10 protein-coding genes and 2 pseudogenes are annotated in these 14242 nt (G+C 64.5%); 3 read left to right on the top strand and 9 right to left on the bottom strand.

Annotated features, from left to right (window positions below):
- Positions 1-894 precede the first annotated feature (894 nt).
- Entirely contained in the window at positions 895-2205 is a 1311-nt protein-coding gene (locus tag EP26_RS26500; protein WP_043343333.1) for a replication initiation protein, read from the top strand.
- Between the two features lie 60 nt (positions 2206-2265).
- Here the strand turns inward: EP26_RS26500 and EP26_RS26495 are convergent, their stop codons facing one another.
- The 3 genes from EP26_RS26495 to EP26_RS26485 all read right to left on the bottom strand — a co-directional run bounded on the left by EP26_RS26495 (position 2266) and on the right by EP26_RS26485 (position 7673).
- The gene (locus EP26_RS26495; RefSeq protein ID WP_043343331.1) at positions 2266-3231 is read right to left on the bottom strand and encodes an IS5 family transposase; all 966 of its coding nucleotides are present in this window, start codon (positions 3229-3231) and stop codon (positions 2266-2268) included.
- Positions 3232-3454: 223 nt separating this feature from the next.
- Positions 3455-6397: a DEAD/DEAH box helicase gene (locus EP26_RS26490; RefSeq protein ID WP_157033817.1), complete on the bottom strand. Its 2943-nt coding sequence runs from the start codon at positions 6395-6397 to the stop codon at positions 3455-3457.
- Between the two features lie 607 nt (positions 6398-7004).
- Complete coding sequence (locus EP26_RS26485; protein WP_157033816.1) at positions 7005-7673, bottom strand: endonuclease NucS domain-containing protein; 669 nt, start codon at positions 7671-7673, stop codon at positions 7005-7007.
- Positions 7674-7899: 226 nt separating this feature from the next.
- On the opposite strand from EP26_RS26485, the gene EP26_RS26480 reads away from it, so the two are divergent.
- Positions 7900-8289 (top strand): hypothetical protein, encoded by a 390-nt coding sequence (locus tag EP26_RS26480; protein WP_157033815.1) that lies wholly within the window; start codon positions 7900-7902, stop codon positions 8287-8289.
- A 205-nt stretch (positions 8290-8494) separates the two neighbouring features.
- On the opposite strand, the pseudogene EP26_RS33800 reads toward EP26_RS26480, so the two are convergent.
- From EP26_RS33800 to EP26_RS26470, 4 genes and pseudogenes are all read right to left on the bottom strand, one after another.
- Positions 8495-8812, bottom strand: a pseudogene (locus EP26_RS33800) (DDE-type integrase/transposase/recombinase); the annotation flags it as partial.
- A gap of 113 nt (positions 8813-8925) precedes the next feature.
- On the bottom strand, positions 8926-9318 hold the full coding sequence (locus tag EP26_RS26475) for a 4a-hydroxytetrahydrobiopterin dehydratase (RefSeq protein ID WP_052389716.1): 393 nt from the start codon (positions 9316-9318) through the stop codon (positions 8926-8928).
- 576 nt (positions 9319-9894) lie between these two features.
- Positions 9895-10023 (bottom strand): hypothetical protein, encoded by a 129-nt coding sequence (locus tag EP26_RS38340; protein WP_281177123.1) that lies wholly within the window; start codon positions 10021-10023, stop codon positions 9895-9897.
- Positions 10024-10054: 31 nt separating this feature from the next.
- On the bottom strand, positions 10055-10864 hold the full coding sequence (locus tag EP26_RS26470; RefSeq protein WP_043343330.1) for a helix-turn-helix domain-containing protein: 810 nt from the start codon (positions 10862-10864) through the stop codon (positions 10055-10057).
- Positions 10865-11042: 178 nt separating this feature from the next.
- Between EP26_RS26470 and EP26_RS26465 the strand changes: the two genes are divergently transcribed.
- Complete coding sequence (locus EP26_RS26465; protein WP_043343328.1) at positions 11043-12182, top strand: hypothetical protein; 1140 nt, start codon at positions 11043-11045, stop codon at positions 12180-12182.
- Positions 12183-12500: 318 nt separating this feature from the next.
- Here the strand turns inward: EP26_RS26465 and EP26_RS26460 are convergent, their stop codons facing one another.
- Together EP26_RS26460 and EP26_RS38725 are read right to left on the bottom strand one after the other, a co-directional pair.
- A complete protein-coding gene (locus EP26_RS26460; protein ID WP_157033814.1) occupies positions 12501-13712 on the bottom strand; it encodes a HEPN domain-containing protein in 1212 nt (403 codons plus the stop codon).
- 352 nt (positions 13713-14064) lie between these two features.
- Positions 14065-14242: pseudogene (locus EP26_RS38725) on the bottom strand (DDE-type integrase/transposase/recombinase); the annotation flags it as partial.

Genomic DNA, 14242 nt, shown 5'->3' with positions numbered 1-14242 from the left:
CCGCCTGGTCAAGCTCGCCACCCGTGTCGTCGCGCTGAAGACCAGGGTCATGCTGCACCTGCCGAGCGCCTGTCCGGACAAGGTTGTCCTGCGCCTCGCCCTTGAGCGCATGCCACGCCTGACTTGCTGAGTGCCGGGGCGAATGCCCCGGCCGCATCCTCCGACCCGCAATCAGCCAGCCCCGCGATCCGCACCTCACCACCGGTCCCGAAGCCGGCCATGGCGACGCGCGACCGCACAACCCTGAAGCGAGGAAACCGAAGCGATTTCAGACCGCTCGTCCGCCCTCACGAATGTTGCGGGCTAAGTCTCTTGGCCGAGTCGGGTTGGTGCTGAGTTTTAAGCAAACGGGCGGGGAACCAACGCTCAGTGCAGCGGGTGGGAGGCTAGGAATGCGGGGTAATCTAAGTTCAGAAGAGTTCTATATAGGTTCTGGTTGTTCCCCAGCTTTTTCAGAAGCGAATTCAATGCATTAACTCCGAAATTGTGCCATGGCGCGGCATAACGGTGCCGTAGCGCGAGGTTCTATGTGCCAAGCTGCGAGGTTCTATGTGCCATTCTGCGAGAATGCTGGTGCCGTTGCCCACAGGCAGCCTTGGCACACTTTGCGTCCGCAGCGCGGCACAGTTTCCTCGTGATTCTTCCTGGCTTACCGAGGGAATTGGCCGTCTAGTTAACCCCTAGGTAGCGCTTTGGCCCCTATCGAAGAGCCTGACCGGCACATTTGGCGTGCAGAGTGCCTCAGCCAGTCTTTTGCAACCTCTTCAACTATGTTGGAAGATCAATGGGTTAAGGTAGCTTAGTGTGCCGTAGTGCGGCCATGAACTGTTTCGTGCCAAAGGCCTTTTCATGTCACGGCACACTTGTTAAACACTCTACGGATTGAACTCGCCTATGCTTCGCAAGCCTCAAGCCGCCGCTGCGGCCGAACCCCAGCTGAGCTTGGACACACTGCACCTGCATGAGCGCCCTCCTGAAAAGGGCGTCACCGGCAAAACGATGGCTATCGCCACAGAGCGTGCTGAAACGGTCGGGAGCAAGCCCGAGAAAGTCGGAATCATTGCCGCGGGAGAGGTCATTTTGTCGGCGCCCAGGTCCGGCGAAGGGCTCAGCCTGTACGCGCTCAAAACTCTGCTGCTGATGCTGCAAACGGCGGGTGGCGCTGCTTGGCGCGAGGACGTCGAGCACTACATCAGTAAGGGAGAGCTGATGGACCTGCATTCGGATTCGGCACGCATCGCTAGAACCCTGCACGAACTGGCGACGACCGAAATCGTCATTGCCGTCAAAAGCGAGCGCGGCCTGGACGCGATTTTGCAGGCTCCGTATCTGTCGGAGAGAACAACCGAGATAATCACGGCCCGGCAGGCTCGGGTTTACTTCCGGTTTTCACGGGCGATGCAGTATGCTCTCCGAAACTCTGAGTTCTTCGCTGATATTAACAAATTAATCGCGCTGTCGCTTCGTTCGATGTACGCGCTCAAGCTATACGAAATTGGGACGCTGTTCTACCGGCGGCGGCAGTCGATATGGCGGGTGTCGGTCGATGAACTGCGGCGCCAGTTGTGTGTAGCGGAGGGCGCGTATCCCAACTGGGCGCAGCTCGAACGGCGCGTCCTGCGTGACCCCGCTGCTGAGGTGAATCAGCTAGCCCCGTTTGTAATTGGTTGGGCAGTGACCCGCCAAGGCCAGGGCGGGCGGGTTACGCGGGTCGACGTTTCGTTCAGGCCTAAGGGGCCAGGCGAGCAGGTTGAGGTTGGCTTCAACGTGGAAAAGGCATCTCGCGCACGCCAGAAGGCCCGTCCTAACGCGGCCGGCGAAAGCGGTGAACTGCCCGAGACTGCTCCTGGCGACATGGGCTCCGAACGCGTCTCGCCGACGTTGCAAACCTATGCTCGCCGCCTGGATCAGGCCAAGGCCAAAGCGAAGGCCACGCGGAGAGACGAGGTCAGGCAGTCCAATATGCCTGCCGAGATGTTGCAGGCGCTGGAGGACCTGCGGCGCGGCGTGCCCGACGATCGGCAGGCTCGGCTGAATCTGAATCCGACAGAGGAGGCCTCAATTTTTGCCGTCAGCGGAACCGACGACCCGAATGAGGCGTCTTGGGCGCAGACTATCGAGATTGCCAGCCGACGCGCCGCGTCGGCCGTTGATTTGGATGATCCGACGCCACGGGCAGCGCTCCGGCGGCGCGCGAGAGGGTAAGAGGCGCCGTGTTGCAGCGGTCGACGGTACGGGCGCAATGAGACCAACCCGTGTTTTGGGTTATGGGATGCGGACGTAGTTCGGGCGTCCGAGGTCAAGCATTCGGTTCAGCACGCCGGCCGCGATGGCCACCTCGGTGGCCTGACGCCCGTCCGTTTGCGAACGTAAGCCATCGCCGATGACGCGCTTCCATCGCGAGATGTCAGCTTCGACAAGGGCGCGATTGTTGTAACCCGATGCCTGCTGCCATCCCATGCGGCCGCGCTTGGTAATTGACCGCAGGTGTGCATCGCGCTGCGTCGGTGTGGTCTCGGCTGCGTCGCTTGGCATCGCACTCGCGCGTGGCGGCACGATGACAGCCGCAGCGGGATGGCGCGCTGCGACTTCGGCGTAAACGTCGTCCCGGTCGTACGCGCCATCGCCAGTGAAGGACGCCACCGGCCCATCCGCCTGGTCGAGCAGCGGGCCTACCTGGGAGCCGTCGTCGGCGTCCCTGTCGGTCAGCGCCGAGGCGACGATCCGTCCAGTGTCGGCGTCAGTAGCGAGGTGCAGCACCCGCCAAGCTCGGCGCCGCTTGCTGCCGTGCTTCTCCTCCAGCCACTCGCCCGGGCCACGGAGCTTCAGCCCCGTGCTGTCCACCAGCAGGTGCACCGGCGTATTTCCCGACTTCGCCCGCGGCACTTCGAGCACCTCGGCCCGACGGTTCAGCGTGCTATGGTCCGGCACCGGTAGGTCGAGGCCGAGCAGCTGCAAGACGGATTCGATCAGCCCCTCGGTCTGGCGCAGCGCCAGGCGAAACACCGCCCGCAGCGTCAGGGCTGTAGCGATCGCTAAGGCTGAATACGAGGGCTGCCCGCCTCGGCCAGTACGTGGCTCAGCCTTCCAGGCATCGACCGCCTCCGGCGTGAACCAGACCGTCAGGCTGCCGCGGGCCCGCAGGCCGGCGTCGTACTCGGCCCGGTTGGTCACCTGGTGCCGCTGCGTTGGAATGTGATGGCGCCGAGCGGCGTTCGCATTGAACGGCATGAGGGATGGCCCTGCAGTGCGAGTGGGCCTCGCCCCGGCCTCACCCTACCCAGAGCCACCCAGGCCGGTGATCGGTGCAACAAGGTCGCGTCTGAGCCGGGCACTGTGCTGACTTTCGTGTCATGACCCCAAAGCGATGCGGACCTGCTTCATCGCGGGCAGCATTCCACATATAGCCAGTATTGGCAGCGATCGGCTCTGCCCGGATATGGGCAAGGCAGATCTACGGCATACTCGCGATCACGCGTGCTGGCAGCCAAGCCGAACCGGGAACTGGCTGCAGCGTGCGCGCCGCCTCGGTGAACACACCCGCGCCTAGCCATTCCGTACGGTTGCCGACCACGTACAACGCCCGCTTGGCGCGGGTAGCGGCGACGTTCAGCAAGTTGGGCGTCTCGCCCGCCCATATCCTTGATCCCGGCTTGGCACCCCGCCCAGCCCCGAGCATCAGGATCACCGCTTCGGCCTCCTTGCCTTGGAAGGTATGCACGGTGCCGACCCGCTTCTCGGTCCACCTCCTCCGCTCATCCGCGCTCAATCCCGGGAGCACACCCGGCGTATTTAGCAGCATCCCCCGCAGTCGCCGTGCCGGCATCCTGAAGGGGCAGATGACGTAGACATCCGGTGGAGCCGGCAATGCCTGGCATAGCCGGCTGATCACCGTCGCGATCAGCCGTCCCTCCGCCTCCACCCACTTGTCGGTGGATGGCGCGTCCACGTCGATCCACGACGAGGGCCCGAGGAGGTCCCGTATTGGGGACGCGCCTTCCGCCGTGGCGAACACCATCCGGTCGTCATAGGCGATGCGGTTGGCGATGCCGAACATCGGTTCCTCGCAGCGCCGATGCACCAGCAGCGGGATGCCGGTGATCCGCATCTCCTGGCCACCTTCGGCATTCGTCATCCGGAAGCGGCCCTGGATCCGGCTGGCGCGGTCCGCCAGGGTCTGCGCCGATTGGCGCGGTGCGGCCCAGTGATCCGGATCGGCGCCGTTGGCCTCGAAAATAAGCCGGGTTGTGCGTTTCGGCGTGGTGACCACCGGCTCGATCTGCAGCGGGTCGCCGATAACCACGGCACGCCGGGCCCGCCAGACGGCGCCAACCGCCGCCTGCGGTGTTGCCTGACCGGCTTCGTCGATCAGCAGCCAGCCGATCTCACCGGCTCCGATGTCGTGGAACATGCGGCCGATCGAGGCGAAGGTCGTCGAAACCACGGGCACGAGCAGAAAGAAGACGCCCCAGTCGGTCAAACTGGGTTTGGCCCCGGCGGATCCGCCCTGGACGGCCCTGGCAATGGTGTTCAGAGACGCCTTGATGATGCGGGGCGCGGCCAGGATGAACGCCTTGTGCAGATGAACCGCAGCGACGAACAGCTCGTCGCGGGCCGCACGGAAGTCGCCCGTGTTCCACGGCGCCGTGCGCTGCAACTCGTCATCCGGCAGCGCCCAGAAGCCGGGCCCGGGCAGATCGCTATTCGTCTCTGACCGACCACGCTGCAAGCGTCGTGCAAGTCGTGCAGTCTCCTGACGCAAGGCATCGCGCGCCTGCAGGGCGGTCCGATATGCCGCTGCGAGCCGCTCCTGCTCGGCAAGGGTGGCCGCAAGCCGCGCCCTGGCGTCCCGCGCTGCGTCCGAGAGGGCATTCGACCTGGCGACCTGCTCGCGGATTGCCGTCTCGTGAGCACGCCAGGTGGCAGTGCGGAACAGCCGCGCGAGGAAGGATGGCGCGACGGACGATAGGGCGGCCAGCTTGGCTGCCTCGGCCACATCCTGTCGATCATACTCGGCACAATCGCTACGGGCCGTGGCGACCGACTGCTCGGCGGAGGCGAGATCCTTCCCGGCAATGTCGAGGCGCTCCTCCGCCGCTGGCAGTTGCGCTTCCACACGCATCAGCTTCAGCCGGGCCTCGGCAAGACCGTCGAGATCGTCGCGCAGACGGCGGCAGCGCTTCAGCGTCTGTCGGAAGGCATCACGTGCACGGCGCCACTCAGCCATCGCCTCGGGTGCACGGGGTGGCGAGATCAGCCTGCCCAGCTTGCCAGGCGGCTTGCTCTGCCCCTGCGTATCAGGCCATCCGGCGAGATCGAGCCAGTCTTTCAAGCCCCAGTCGGCATCCCACCAGAATTTCCTGAAGAAGGCTCGCCGGTTGGCGGCACTGCCGAGCCTGGCCGCCATCAGCGCCCAGGCGTGATCCTTCTGCGGCGCCGAAGTCGGCACGTCGAGCACGGCGTCGGCCGTGTGGGAGAAGTAGTCCAGCCGCGGGTCCTGCCAGAGCGATCGATCCAGGGCCTTGTCGCGCACCGGCAGCTCAAGGCTGATGTTCTCGACGGCGGCGTTGTTGCTGCTGGCGACCACGACCGCGAAATTCATCAGGTCCAACCCCGTGAACCCGCGACGGGGATCTTCGAGACCGGCCAGCGCCTCTGCACGGGAGATCAGCACATGCGCCACGAGGTCGCGCAGCAGGGTGGTCTTGCCCGTGCCCGGCGGACCGTTCACCGCGGCCAGGCCGCCGTGACCGAGGTCGCGCACGATGGCGTTGACCGCCGCTTGCTGCAGCAGGGTCAGCGGGTGCAGGCCTGGCCCCGGCCAGCGGCCCAAGGGGAACAGGCCGGGCTGCAGCAATGCGGACAGCTGCCGACGGTCGGTCAGGGCATCCCAAGGCTGGTCCGGCGGCCGGAGGCCGAGATAGGCCGCGGCGGTCGCCGGCAGGCTGTCCACGTCGCGTGTCACCCGGCCCAGGTCGGGCAGCAGGAAGCTGGACAGGATGTCGGCCTGCGGCGGCTGCTTCTGCGTGATCAGGACAGCGCAGGGCGCCACCAGCCATAGGTCGTCTGGGATGCGGAACTCGGATGCCAGTGTGCAGGAGGCCGCCCGCAGGTCACGCCAGGTCAGCGATCGAGGGCGGCCATCGGCCCCGGTCGGCGCGAGGATGCTGCCGAAGCGGAGCTTGAGGTCCTGCTCCCGGTCATCCCAATCAGCCAGCGCCGCCACCGGGCCGCCGCCCAGCAGATGGCCGAGCGCCCAGCCGAAACTGGCGAGGGCCAGGGTGTCCGGCACCAGGACGCCCCACTCGTCCAGCACCAGGGTGGCCGCGATGACGTACCCCTGCGTGCGGCGATGGGTCTCGTCCTCGTCGACGGCGTCCGAGAAGGTCGCGTCCAAGCGTTGCAGGGCCTGCTTGGCCGGCAGGGCGCCAAGCACGACCGAGTACCAAGGCCGAGGCTGGTCCGGGTTCGGCGGAGCCTGTTCGGTGACCGGCTCGGTCTGCGCATCGTTCTCCTGCGCCGGTGCGGGCAGGAGTGGCCAGGGTGTCGGATCGTCATCCGCCGGTGCTGCCCACAGCCCGGGATCGTCGGGTACCGTCGTTCGCTTGTTGCGCTGCTGCCCCTGCTTCTCCGCCGCCCAGCCGCTCCAGCCATCCTTCGTGACCTGGGGCGTCAGTACCTCGATCGCCAGCCAGGACCGGAGCGCCTGCCGGACCGTCTCCGATGTCGTGGTCATGCAGCCTGGTCGCCGAACCGGAGGGCGAGGACAGCCGACGGCAGGAAAGCCCGGGCATTCGCCCTGTTCAAGCGGAAGTCGAACAATGGGCCCACCATTGGGGAGAGGATGAGGATCAGCTCGAGGTTCCGCACCAGTGCCGGCGCCGATGCTGCCACGGATGAGACGGTGTCGCACGGCGGCCAGGGCTGCAGGGCAGGATCCTGGCCGTCGGCGCTAACGCAAGATGGCTCGAGGCGCCAAGTGCCGCTTCGGCTGTCCTGCGCTCTCACGTCACCGGCTTCAGGTCGAACTGGATCTGGTACTCGAACAGGCTGACGTTGGGGATCACCTGCACCGCGTACTTCAGCCGATCGGTGATGAGCTTGGCGACGATGACGCCGTGCACCGGCTGGCCCTGCGCGATGCTCGCCTGCACCCACCCCATGTAGCGCGTCAGTTGACCGATGGCGCTGTCTGGCGAGGCGGCACGCTTGAGCTCAAAGACCACGAGGCCCCCGTTCTGGTCGACTGCGAGGATGTCGATCGGACCGGTCGCCGTGGGATACTCGACGCCCTCGCGTTGTGCCTGGTCGACGTAGAGCCGAAGGCTCCTGCCGTTGAGGCGGATCGTGTGGAGGTTGTGGGCCAGGAAGTCGCGCAGCTGCGCTTCCAGCTCGAAAGCCAGCGGATCACCCGCTGCCGTCCCCTCTACATCCACGCCACCTTCAGGTCTGGACGTTGTGGGGACGTCAGGCGGGAAGAGACGGAACTCGTCCTCGGTCTGCACGGGCTGCCACCCGATCCGGATCAGTGCGCGCGCAATGGTTCTCGAGTTCGTCGTGTCGACGGGGGTGTCCGGCGGGATGTGGTCAGGGTGCTGGCGCAGCCAGGCCTTCATCGGGTGAAGCGCGAGGCTGCCATCCCCCCCCGGCTGTACAATCAGAAAGGCCTGCATGTTCCGCGGCATCGTGTCGGTTCCCCCAGCCTTCTGGGTCAGCGTGCTTCGGCTGGTTTGGATCCACGGCTTCGTCATCACCTCGACGGCTTGTAAGTGTCAGGCGACAGGGTAAAGCCATCCGGAGGCGACATCAGGAACCCAGCCACCCTGCGTAGCAGGGAGAGGCGGAATGATGGATCGATTGGGCATGTTTCCACCCGGCAGGGACGGGCGGAGGCAAGTGATGAGGACGCCGGACGAGGTGGCGGCGATGCAGCGGCTGCACAGTCTGGGCTGGGGTACGCGGCGGATCGCGGCCGAGGTTGGATGTAACCGGGAGACGGTGCAGCGGTACTTGGCGGCGGGCAGTTGGACGCCGTGCCGGGTTCCGACCCGGCCTAGCCTGCTGGCGGGACAGGCGGGCTGGCTGGGCGAGCGGCTGCGGCGTCACCGGGGCAATGCGGACGTGGTGCGCCAGGAGTTGGCGTCCGAGCTGGGCATCGTGGTTGATGCCGACAATGATGCTGTGCGGGCTGGCCTCGTTCATCCTGCCGGTTCTCCCATCGGGTGCGGGCCCGGCGATCCAGCGGACGGACAGGACTGTGACGGGATAGACGGCCTCAAGCTCCTATGAGGTCACCTCCCGCTCGATCGCCGAGCGTCGTCCGGCAGGCCGACACGTAGGTACCATGACACCGGGTCAATCAACTTGGGGGTCAGACCCGCCGGACAACACCAACACTCTCACATTCAACTTGCCGGCCTTTGCCGCTGCGCTGGCATGCCGAAGGCGACGTACAGCAGAGTTCAGACCGTAGCGGCGACCCCGCTGATCCCGCCCACACCTCGAACGCCCGCGCCCTTGCGGCGCGAAACTCGCTGGTGGAGACATGGTCGCGGCGGAGATGGAAGAGGTTGGCGATCTGGTCGTGGGCGGAGAGGAAGCGCTGTGCCTGCCGCGCTGACTTGAAGCCCTCCATCTGCCGTTCTCGCCGTCGCGTCGGCTGGTGTGATTTCTCGGCCCGATTGTTGAGGCCCTTGTGCTGGCGGTGCTCGACCCCGGCCATCACCTCCCGCTTGGCCGCCCCATAACTTGGGAGCTTTTCAGTGACCATGACGCGTGGCGCCCGACACTGCCTCTTCAGCAGCTTGCGGAGCCACCCCTCTGATCTCGGCCCGCTTCGCACGGCCATGCAGGCATCAGGTGCGACCGAGACATGTGCGACCGAGACATGTGCGACGTCGACCTGTGTGGCACCTGTCGCTGTAATTACGATCCGCGGGCTCCGGCGTCTGGCGAGCGGCCGGCGTTTCGAGCGACGCTCCAGAGCTCCTCGATGCATTTGGCCAGGCGCACGTCACGTCGTGACGGCTTGTGGCCGATGTTGAAGGTGGTCAGCCACACCTCCACTCGGTTGTAGGTGTTTTGCCAACGGGGATGGTGGTTCAAGCGCCGAATGCAGCGCTCGTCCACGGCAGTCATGAAGCGCCACGCTTCCTCGTAGTCGCCGAACTCGTAGAGCCTGTACAGCTCCACGATCACGTCGCTGGGCAACCCGGGCTTGTCTCTCTCCTCCAACCTCCATCCCGGCAGTTCCTGCAGGAGCTTCTCCAACTCGCTGTCGCCGAGCTGCGACGGCAGCCGCCCGACGATTGGAGTCACTGCTGGAGGCGGCGAGAGCGGACGGTATTGCCGCTTCAGCAGGAATGACTTGACGGGAAGGAAGTCGCTCTTCGCGCCGGTGTTCCGGACCCTGATGTACTCCAGGCCCGCGATACGCTTCAGAGGCGATGATCAGGAAGGAGCAGGTACCCAAGGTAGGCGGACGAGACATGTGGGCCCAAGCTACCTTTGTCACCGAGCTGTTCGAGGTCGCCGTCTAATCCGAAGCCTACCGCGGCCATTTGTGACTTGCTGCGAACTTTGCAACGGAACCCGAAAAGAAGCAACCACGCCTACACCAGCGAGAGGCGCTCCAATGCGTGCGCGACGGCCTCGCCAACGCAGACCGTGGCAAACTTATTATGGCTTGTGGCACCGTATAGCCAGCTCACAGGGCTCCCACCCTCTGTCTGCGGGAACCGGCCACTGAAAGAGCCGGTTAATGACGGCGGACCCCGCTGGCTCGCCGCGAACCCGTGAGCCTACGGCAGCACGGCCGGCGGCCGCGTCTACCCTGGGAAACTCGACGCGAACGCTTCCGCCAAACCCGGCGCGTGCCTCCAGTGGAGTCAGCCATCACATCAGTAACCGGCCAAACAGCGTGAAGAGGCCAGCAATCCCCGTCCCGATCAGCGTCAAGAGTGCTCTGAATGCTTTCTCAGTCATTCCAAAGGCGCGGTGAGAGCTCCGGTAGTAGACATCCATATGAACCTCCTCTCAGCTGGATGACGGCGCCCTACAGGGACCAAGCTGCATCCGGGATATGGCTCGGCGCATACAGCGTTCGCCGCTTGGCTGCGCCCGGATCCGATTTCCTATGAAAGAATACCACGACGGCCACCTTCGCTTTCGGCATAGGCGGGAGGCCTGTTTCAGCGACATAGGTGCCAGCCAGTGCAATCGCTCCCCCGCGCCGTTCGATTCGCTGCACGCAGTCGAGTGCACCGGTGTACAACTGCCGCCGCTTTGCGGGCTCAGCGAGGTCAAGGTCGACAAAGGAATCTTCCGCCTCAGCCGCCAGCAGGAAGCCAGTAAGATCGAGCCATTCCCTGAGCTGAACTAGGTCTTCCCCGAAACTCTCGTCTAGCCGCCCCGCGTCGAGGAGGGACATATCCGCCTGTGCCAGCTCGGCGATTTGTCGGTGCCCCCGGAGCGGACGCACCGACACTTCTACCGTGTCCTCGAAGGGCTTTACCTTCTCTTCTAACCGACAAAGCGCCTCTTCAGCAGTTGAGGGGATACGCGGTTCGGTGAAGGCATCTTGCGCCTGTCCGAGCGCGATAGCGATGCGACGGAGATTGTCCGGAGATACTGCTTGACCGCGCTCCACTCTTTCAAGCGTGGAGAGGGAAATGTCGGCACGGCAGCAGAGCTCGGACTGCTTCCATTCGCGCAACTCCCGTTGCAGCCGCACAAAGAACGCTATCGTCATCGGAGTCGGCACGTGCGGAATACCTTCGCGTGCCATCTTTCCAAGGTCAGCCACCTCAGCCAACATCTGTTTCGAAAGGTCATACAGGGTCTGCTTTGCCACCCAGGCCTCCATTGGTTTACTTCCTGTAGGCCAACATCGTCCTGGCCTTCGCAGGAAAGAACCTAGAAAAACCCTTCACCGTCGCCAGCGTCGGCTGTGCGTCACCCTGCTTCAGGTGCCTGCCGGTACCTATCCGCAAGACGATCATGCGGCAGACACTCTGGATAGATGCGTCAGGGGAATGTGTGCTATGGGGAACCTCGGCCGCCCCCTTTTCGATTTCGATACTAAGACACTCGGCCGCATAACCGTCCGCAAACCGACCGTGGGCACGGTCGTGGCGGTGCAGCGGGAGATCGACGGCAGGCCGTTTGCTCCAGTCGCCATAGTCGAGGCGATCATCCGCGCCATGGCGACCCGCCCCAACGGGACTGGCCTTTTGCCAAATGATACGGGGCGGATCAGCGACGAAGAGCGTCGCCGCTTCGCCGAACTTTTCCTGGAGCACAACCAGCACCTGCTCGAGCCGGATGTGCTCACGTACTCCGACCCGTCGCTCAACATCGCCGGAGATACGGGCGACAACGGCCCGGAGGCCCGTTTGGCCCGCGGCTGGATTCGGGCACATCGCAGGTTGGGGGAAAGCACGCGGGGTTTTATAGCCGAAGCCGGATCGCCGAGCCGCGAGCACATCATGCCGAGGTCGCTTTCTGACAGCCTACGGGAGAACCAAGCCAGTTCGCAGAGGCTCGGGAGCATGCTTTCCGAACTCGGCGCCGACAGCGTGCGTGGCACCGCCTCTCAAGAGCGGCCAACGTTCACGCTGCCTCCTGGGGTCGAGCTTCCCGAGAACCCGGTGTGGGAGACCAATCGACGGTTGGCTGCTTTGGAAGGACGCTTCGACGAGATCCGCCCGGCGATGCTGGAAGACGTGGCGATGATCAAGAACCTGAACGACGCCGCGGCGGACATGCTGCTGAGCTTCGCGGCCGCATCTGGCAAAACGGACGCGTTCTCGCGCCGCTCGATCTGGGTGGCACTGGTAGCTCTGCTGATTTCTTTCGGCGGCGTGGTCACGCCGATCCTCTACGATCGGGGCAAATCAATACGGCAAGATGTGGAGAATCGGCAAACCATCGAGCGGATCGTGGGGGCGATCTCCGAGGTGCGTGGCGGCCAAGCCGAAACACTAGATCGGCTGGTGGCGGCGATCGAGGCCGGGGCAGCCCGCGACGAGGGAAGCCGTGAGGCCCTGCGCTCGGCCCTGGAGGGCCTCTCCGAACGCCTCAAGGCTGTCGAGACGCTGGACGCTGTCATGGGGCCTCCGGCTCAGCAGCGCGAAGGTGAGGCGATGGGGCGCCGCCCCGAGAGGGTGCCGACAGGAGAGTGAGACGGCGAGAAGAAGCGCCGCCACGCGGAGGCCTGGGCTGCTGGTTCGATTATGCCGCCAGCGGGTATGGCGGCAATGTGCAACTACGCGGCCGCTATTCGCGGAACTTTCGCTTCAGCATCCTGGAGCGGGTCTCGCCGGACCTGTCGGCCGAGGAAGTGATCCGACGCGAAGCCAGTGGAAGATGCGGTTGCACCCGCAAGCTCGATCTGAACAGCAGCCGATACTGGCGGCCTTGATAAGCGATCTGCCTGTCCGAACGCCCTTTCCGTCCTCACCGGGGCGGGGCGCCATAGACCGCGTCCCACCCGTCAACGGTCAAGGCCGCTGGCACACCCCCCCTAGTGTAAGCGTTTCCCAATCAGGCCAGCCATCACGGGCCAGGACGGCACGAACCAAGCGGCCGCACAGATTTTCCCCTTCCTCCAACGCGCTGAAAATGTCGGTCCGCGAACCGTTGATCGTCACTGACGAAGGCACTGCCCCGGTATGGACGGCCTTGGACCGCAATCCATAAACGGCTTTCAACTGGCCCGCGATCCTTCGGCGCTCTGCCGCGTCGCACCCTGCAAGCCATGCCCCGCGGGTGCTCAAGCGGTAGGTAATCTCCTGGTCAGAGTGGGCGCCATGGGAGAGCAGAACCTCGAGGGCTATGCCGAGGTCTATCGCGCGATCTTCAGAGTGCATGTGATTTCGGCGTGATCTCCGCAGACGACTGCACGCCGTCCGCAGGGATCTCTTGTCCCCCCCGAACGCGACCCAGTTCTTCAGAGTGTCGCCGGCCTCCTCCACCCTGCTCCCTTCAAGGGCCACATCGGGCGCGAAGGTGTAAGCGACCGCAGGATCGACAGTCATGATGCTGTCTGGGAACCGGGGAGCCGCCGCCTCCGCAATGAGGGTCCATTCCGCGACAATGCCGGCGGGGGCGTCCGCAGCGATCATGATGCAATCCGCGGCGTCACGCATCATAACGACGCGGGCCTCGTGCTCTTTTGGTACAACGGCTGCTTCCTGCGGTCCGCAAAAGAAATCCCGGACCTCGAAGATGTGCACGAGTGCCGCTGCCGGCGTGCACAGGGAATCTTCACGGTTGAGAAGTCTGATCTTGTTCGTTGTGTCCGGCACCTGATCTAGCGGCACCAGAAAGAGGCTGTTGCCTAGGTCGTGCCGGTCGGAAATTCTGACGCCACTGAGGACCGCCACCCTCCACGCCTCGGCTGCGTTCTTTGCGATCATTCTGGCGAGCGCGGCGACCATAGCGGTCGGGTTGCCTATTTCCATGCTCCCGGCGACGAGGGAAGCGGCTAGATGCACCAACGGGACCGAGTTCACTGATCCACTGTCGCCATTGCGCATCGACAGACCTTCGACGCGCGCCACTTCGGGAACCGATCGAAGAGCTTCTACAAGCGGTCCGTACACGGGAAAGTTCAGTGCGTTCCCATCGGCGTTGTAGAGCGGTGGGCGTGGGTGAGGAAAAGGCGTGGGCCCGGCCGGCTGGCGGAAGTCGTATCCGGAGAGCAGGGTCATGAGCGCATCGAGGATGCCGTTTGTAATCACGTTCCGACCTTGAAAGCAAGTATGAGGGGGCAGGGTCTGATTGTACCGCTTTAAAGCATTAGGGCGGTCCTTTCCCTCCCGCTTGGCTCCGCATTGCCGCACGCCTGGGGTCAAGGCCGTCAACGCACCCGACGGCATTGTCAACTTGTTGGGCTGCAGGGCGTGCACCATCGTGCGGCAGCACGACCTACGCCTCATGCTGCCATCTGGACGCAGGTTTCCTGCCGCCATATCCGGAATGCCTTGTCGCGGGCACGGCGGTACTGTCCGGCCGTCATCAGGTGACGCCGCGGTCGGAAATGGCCGTAGATCATGGCGTGAGACGACAGGAACCGCTGCGCCTGCCGGGGTGACTTGAAGCGCTGCATCTGCCTCTCTCGACGCCGGGTTGGTCGATGGGAGTTCTCAGCTCTGTTGTTCAGGTAACGGCTGGTTCGGTGCCTAACTCCGGACATGACCTCACGCTGTGCTACGCCGTAGCTGCGCAGCCCGTCGGTGAT

Origin of the sequence: Belnapia moabensis DSM 16746, from assembly GCF_000745835.1 — a bacterium.
GTDB lineage: Bacteria > Pseudomonadota > Alphaproteobacteria > Acetobacterales > Acetobacteraceae > Belnapia > Belnapia moabensis.
Note: the sequence above shows the minus strand (reverse complement) of the source record. Positions and strands in the feature narration are given on the sequence as shown.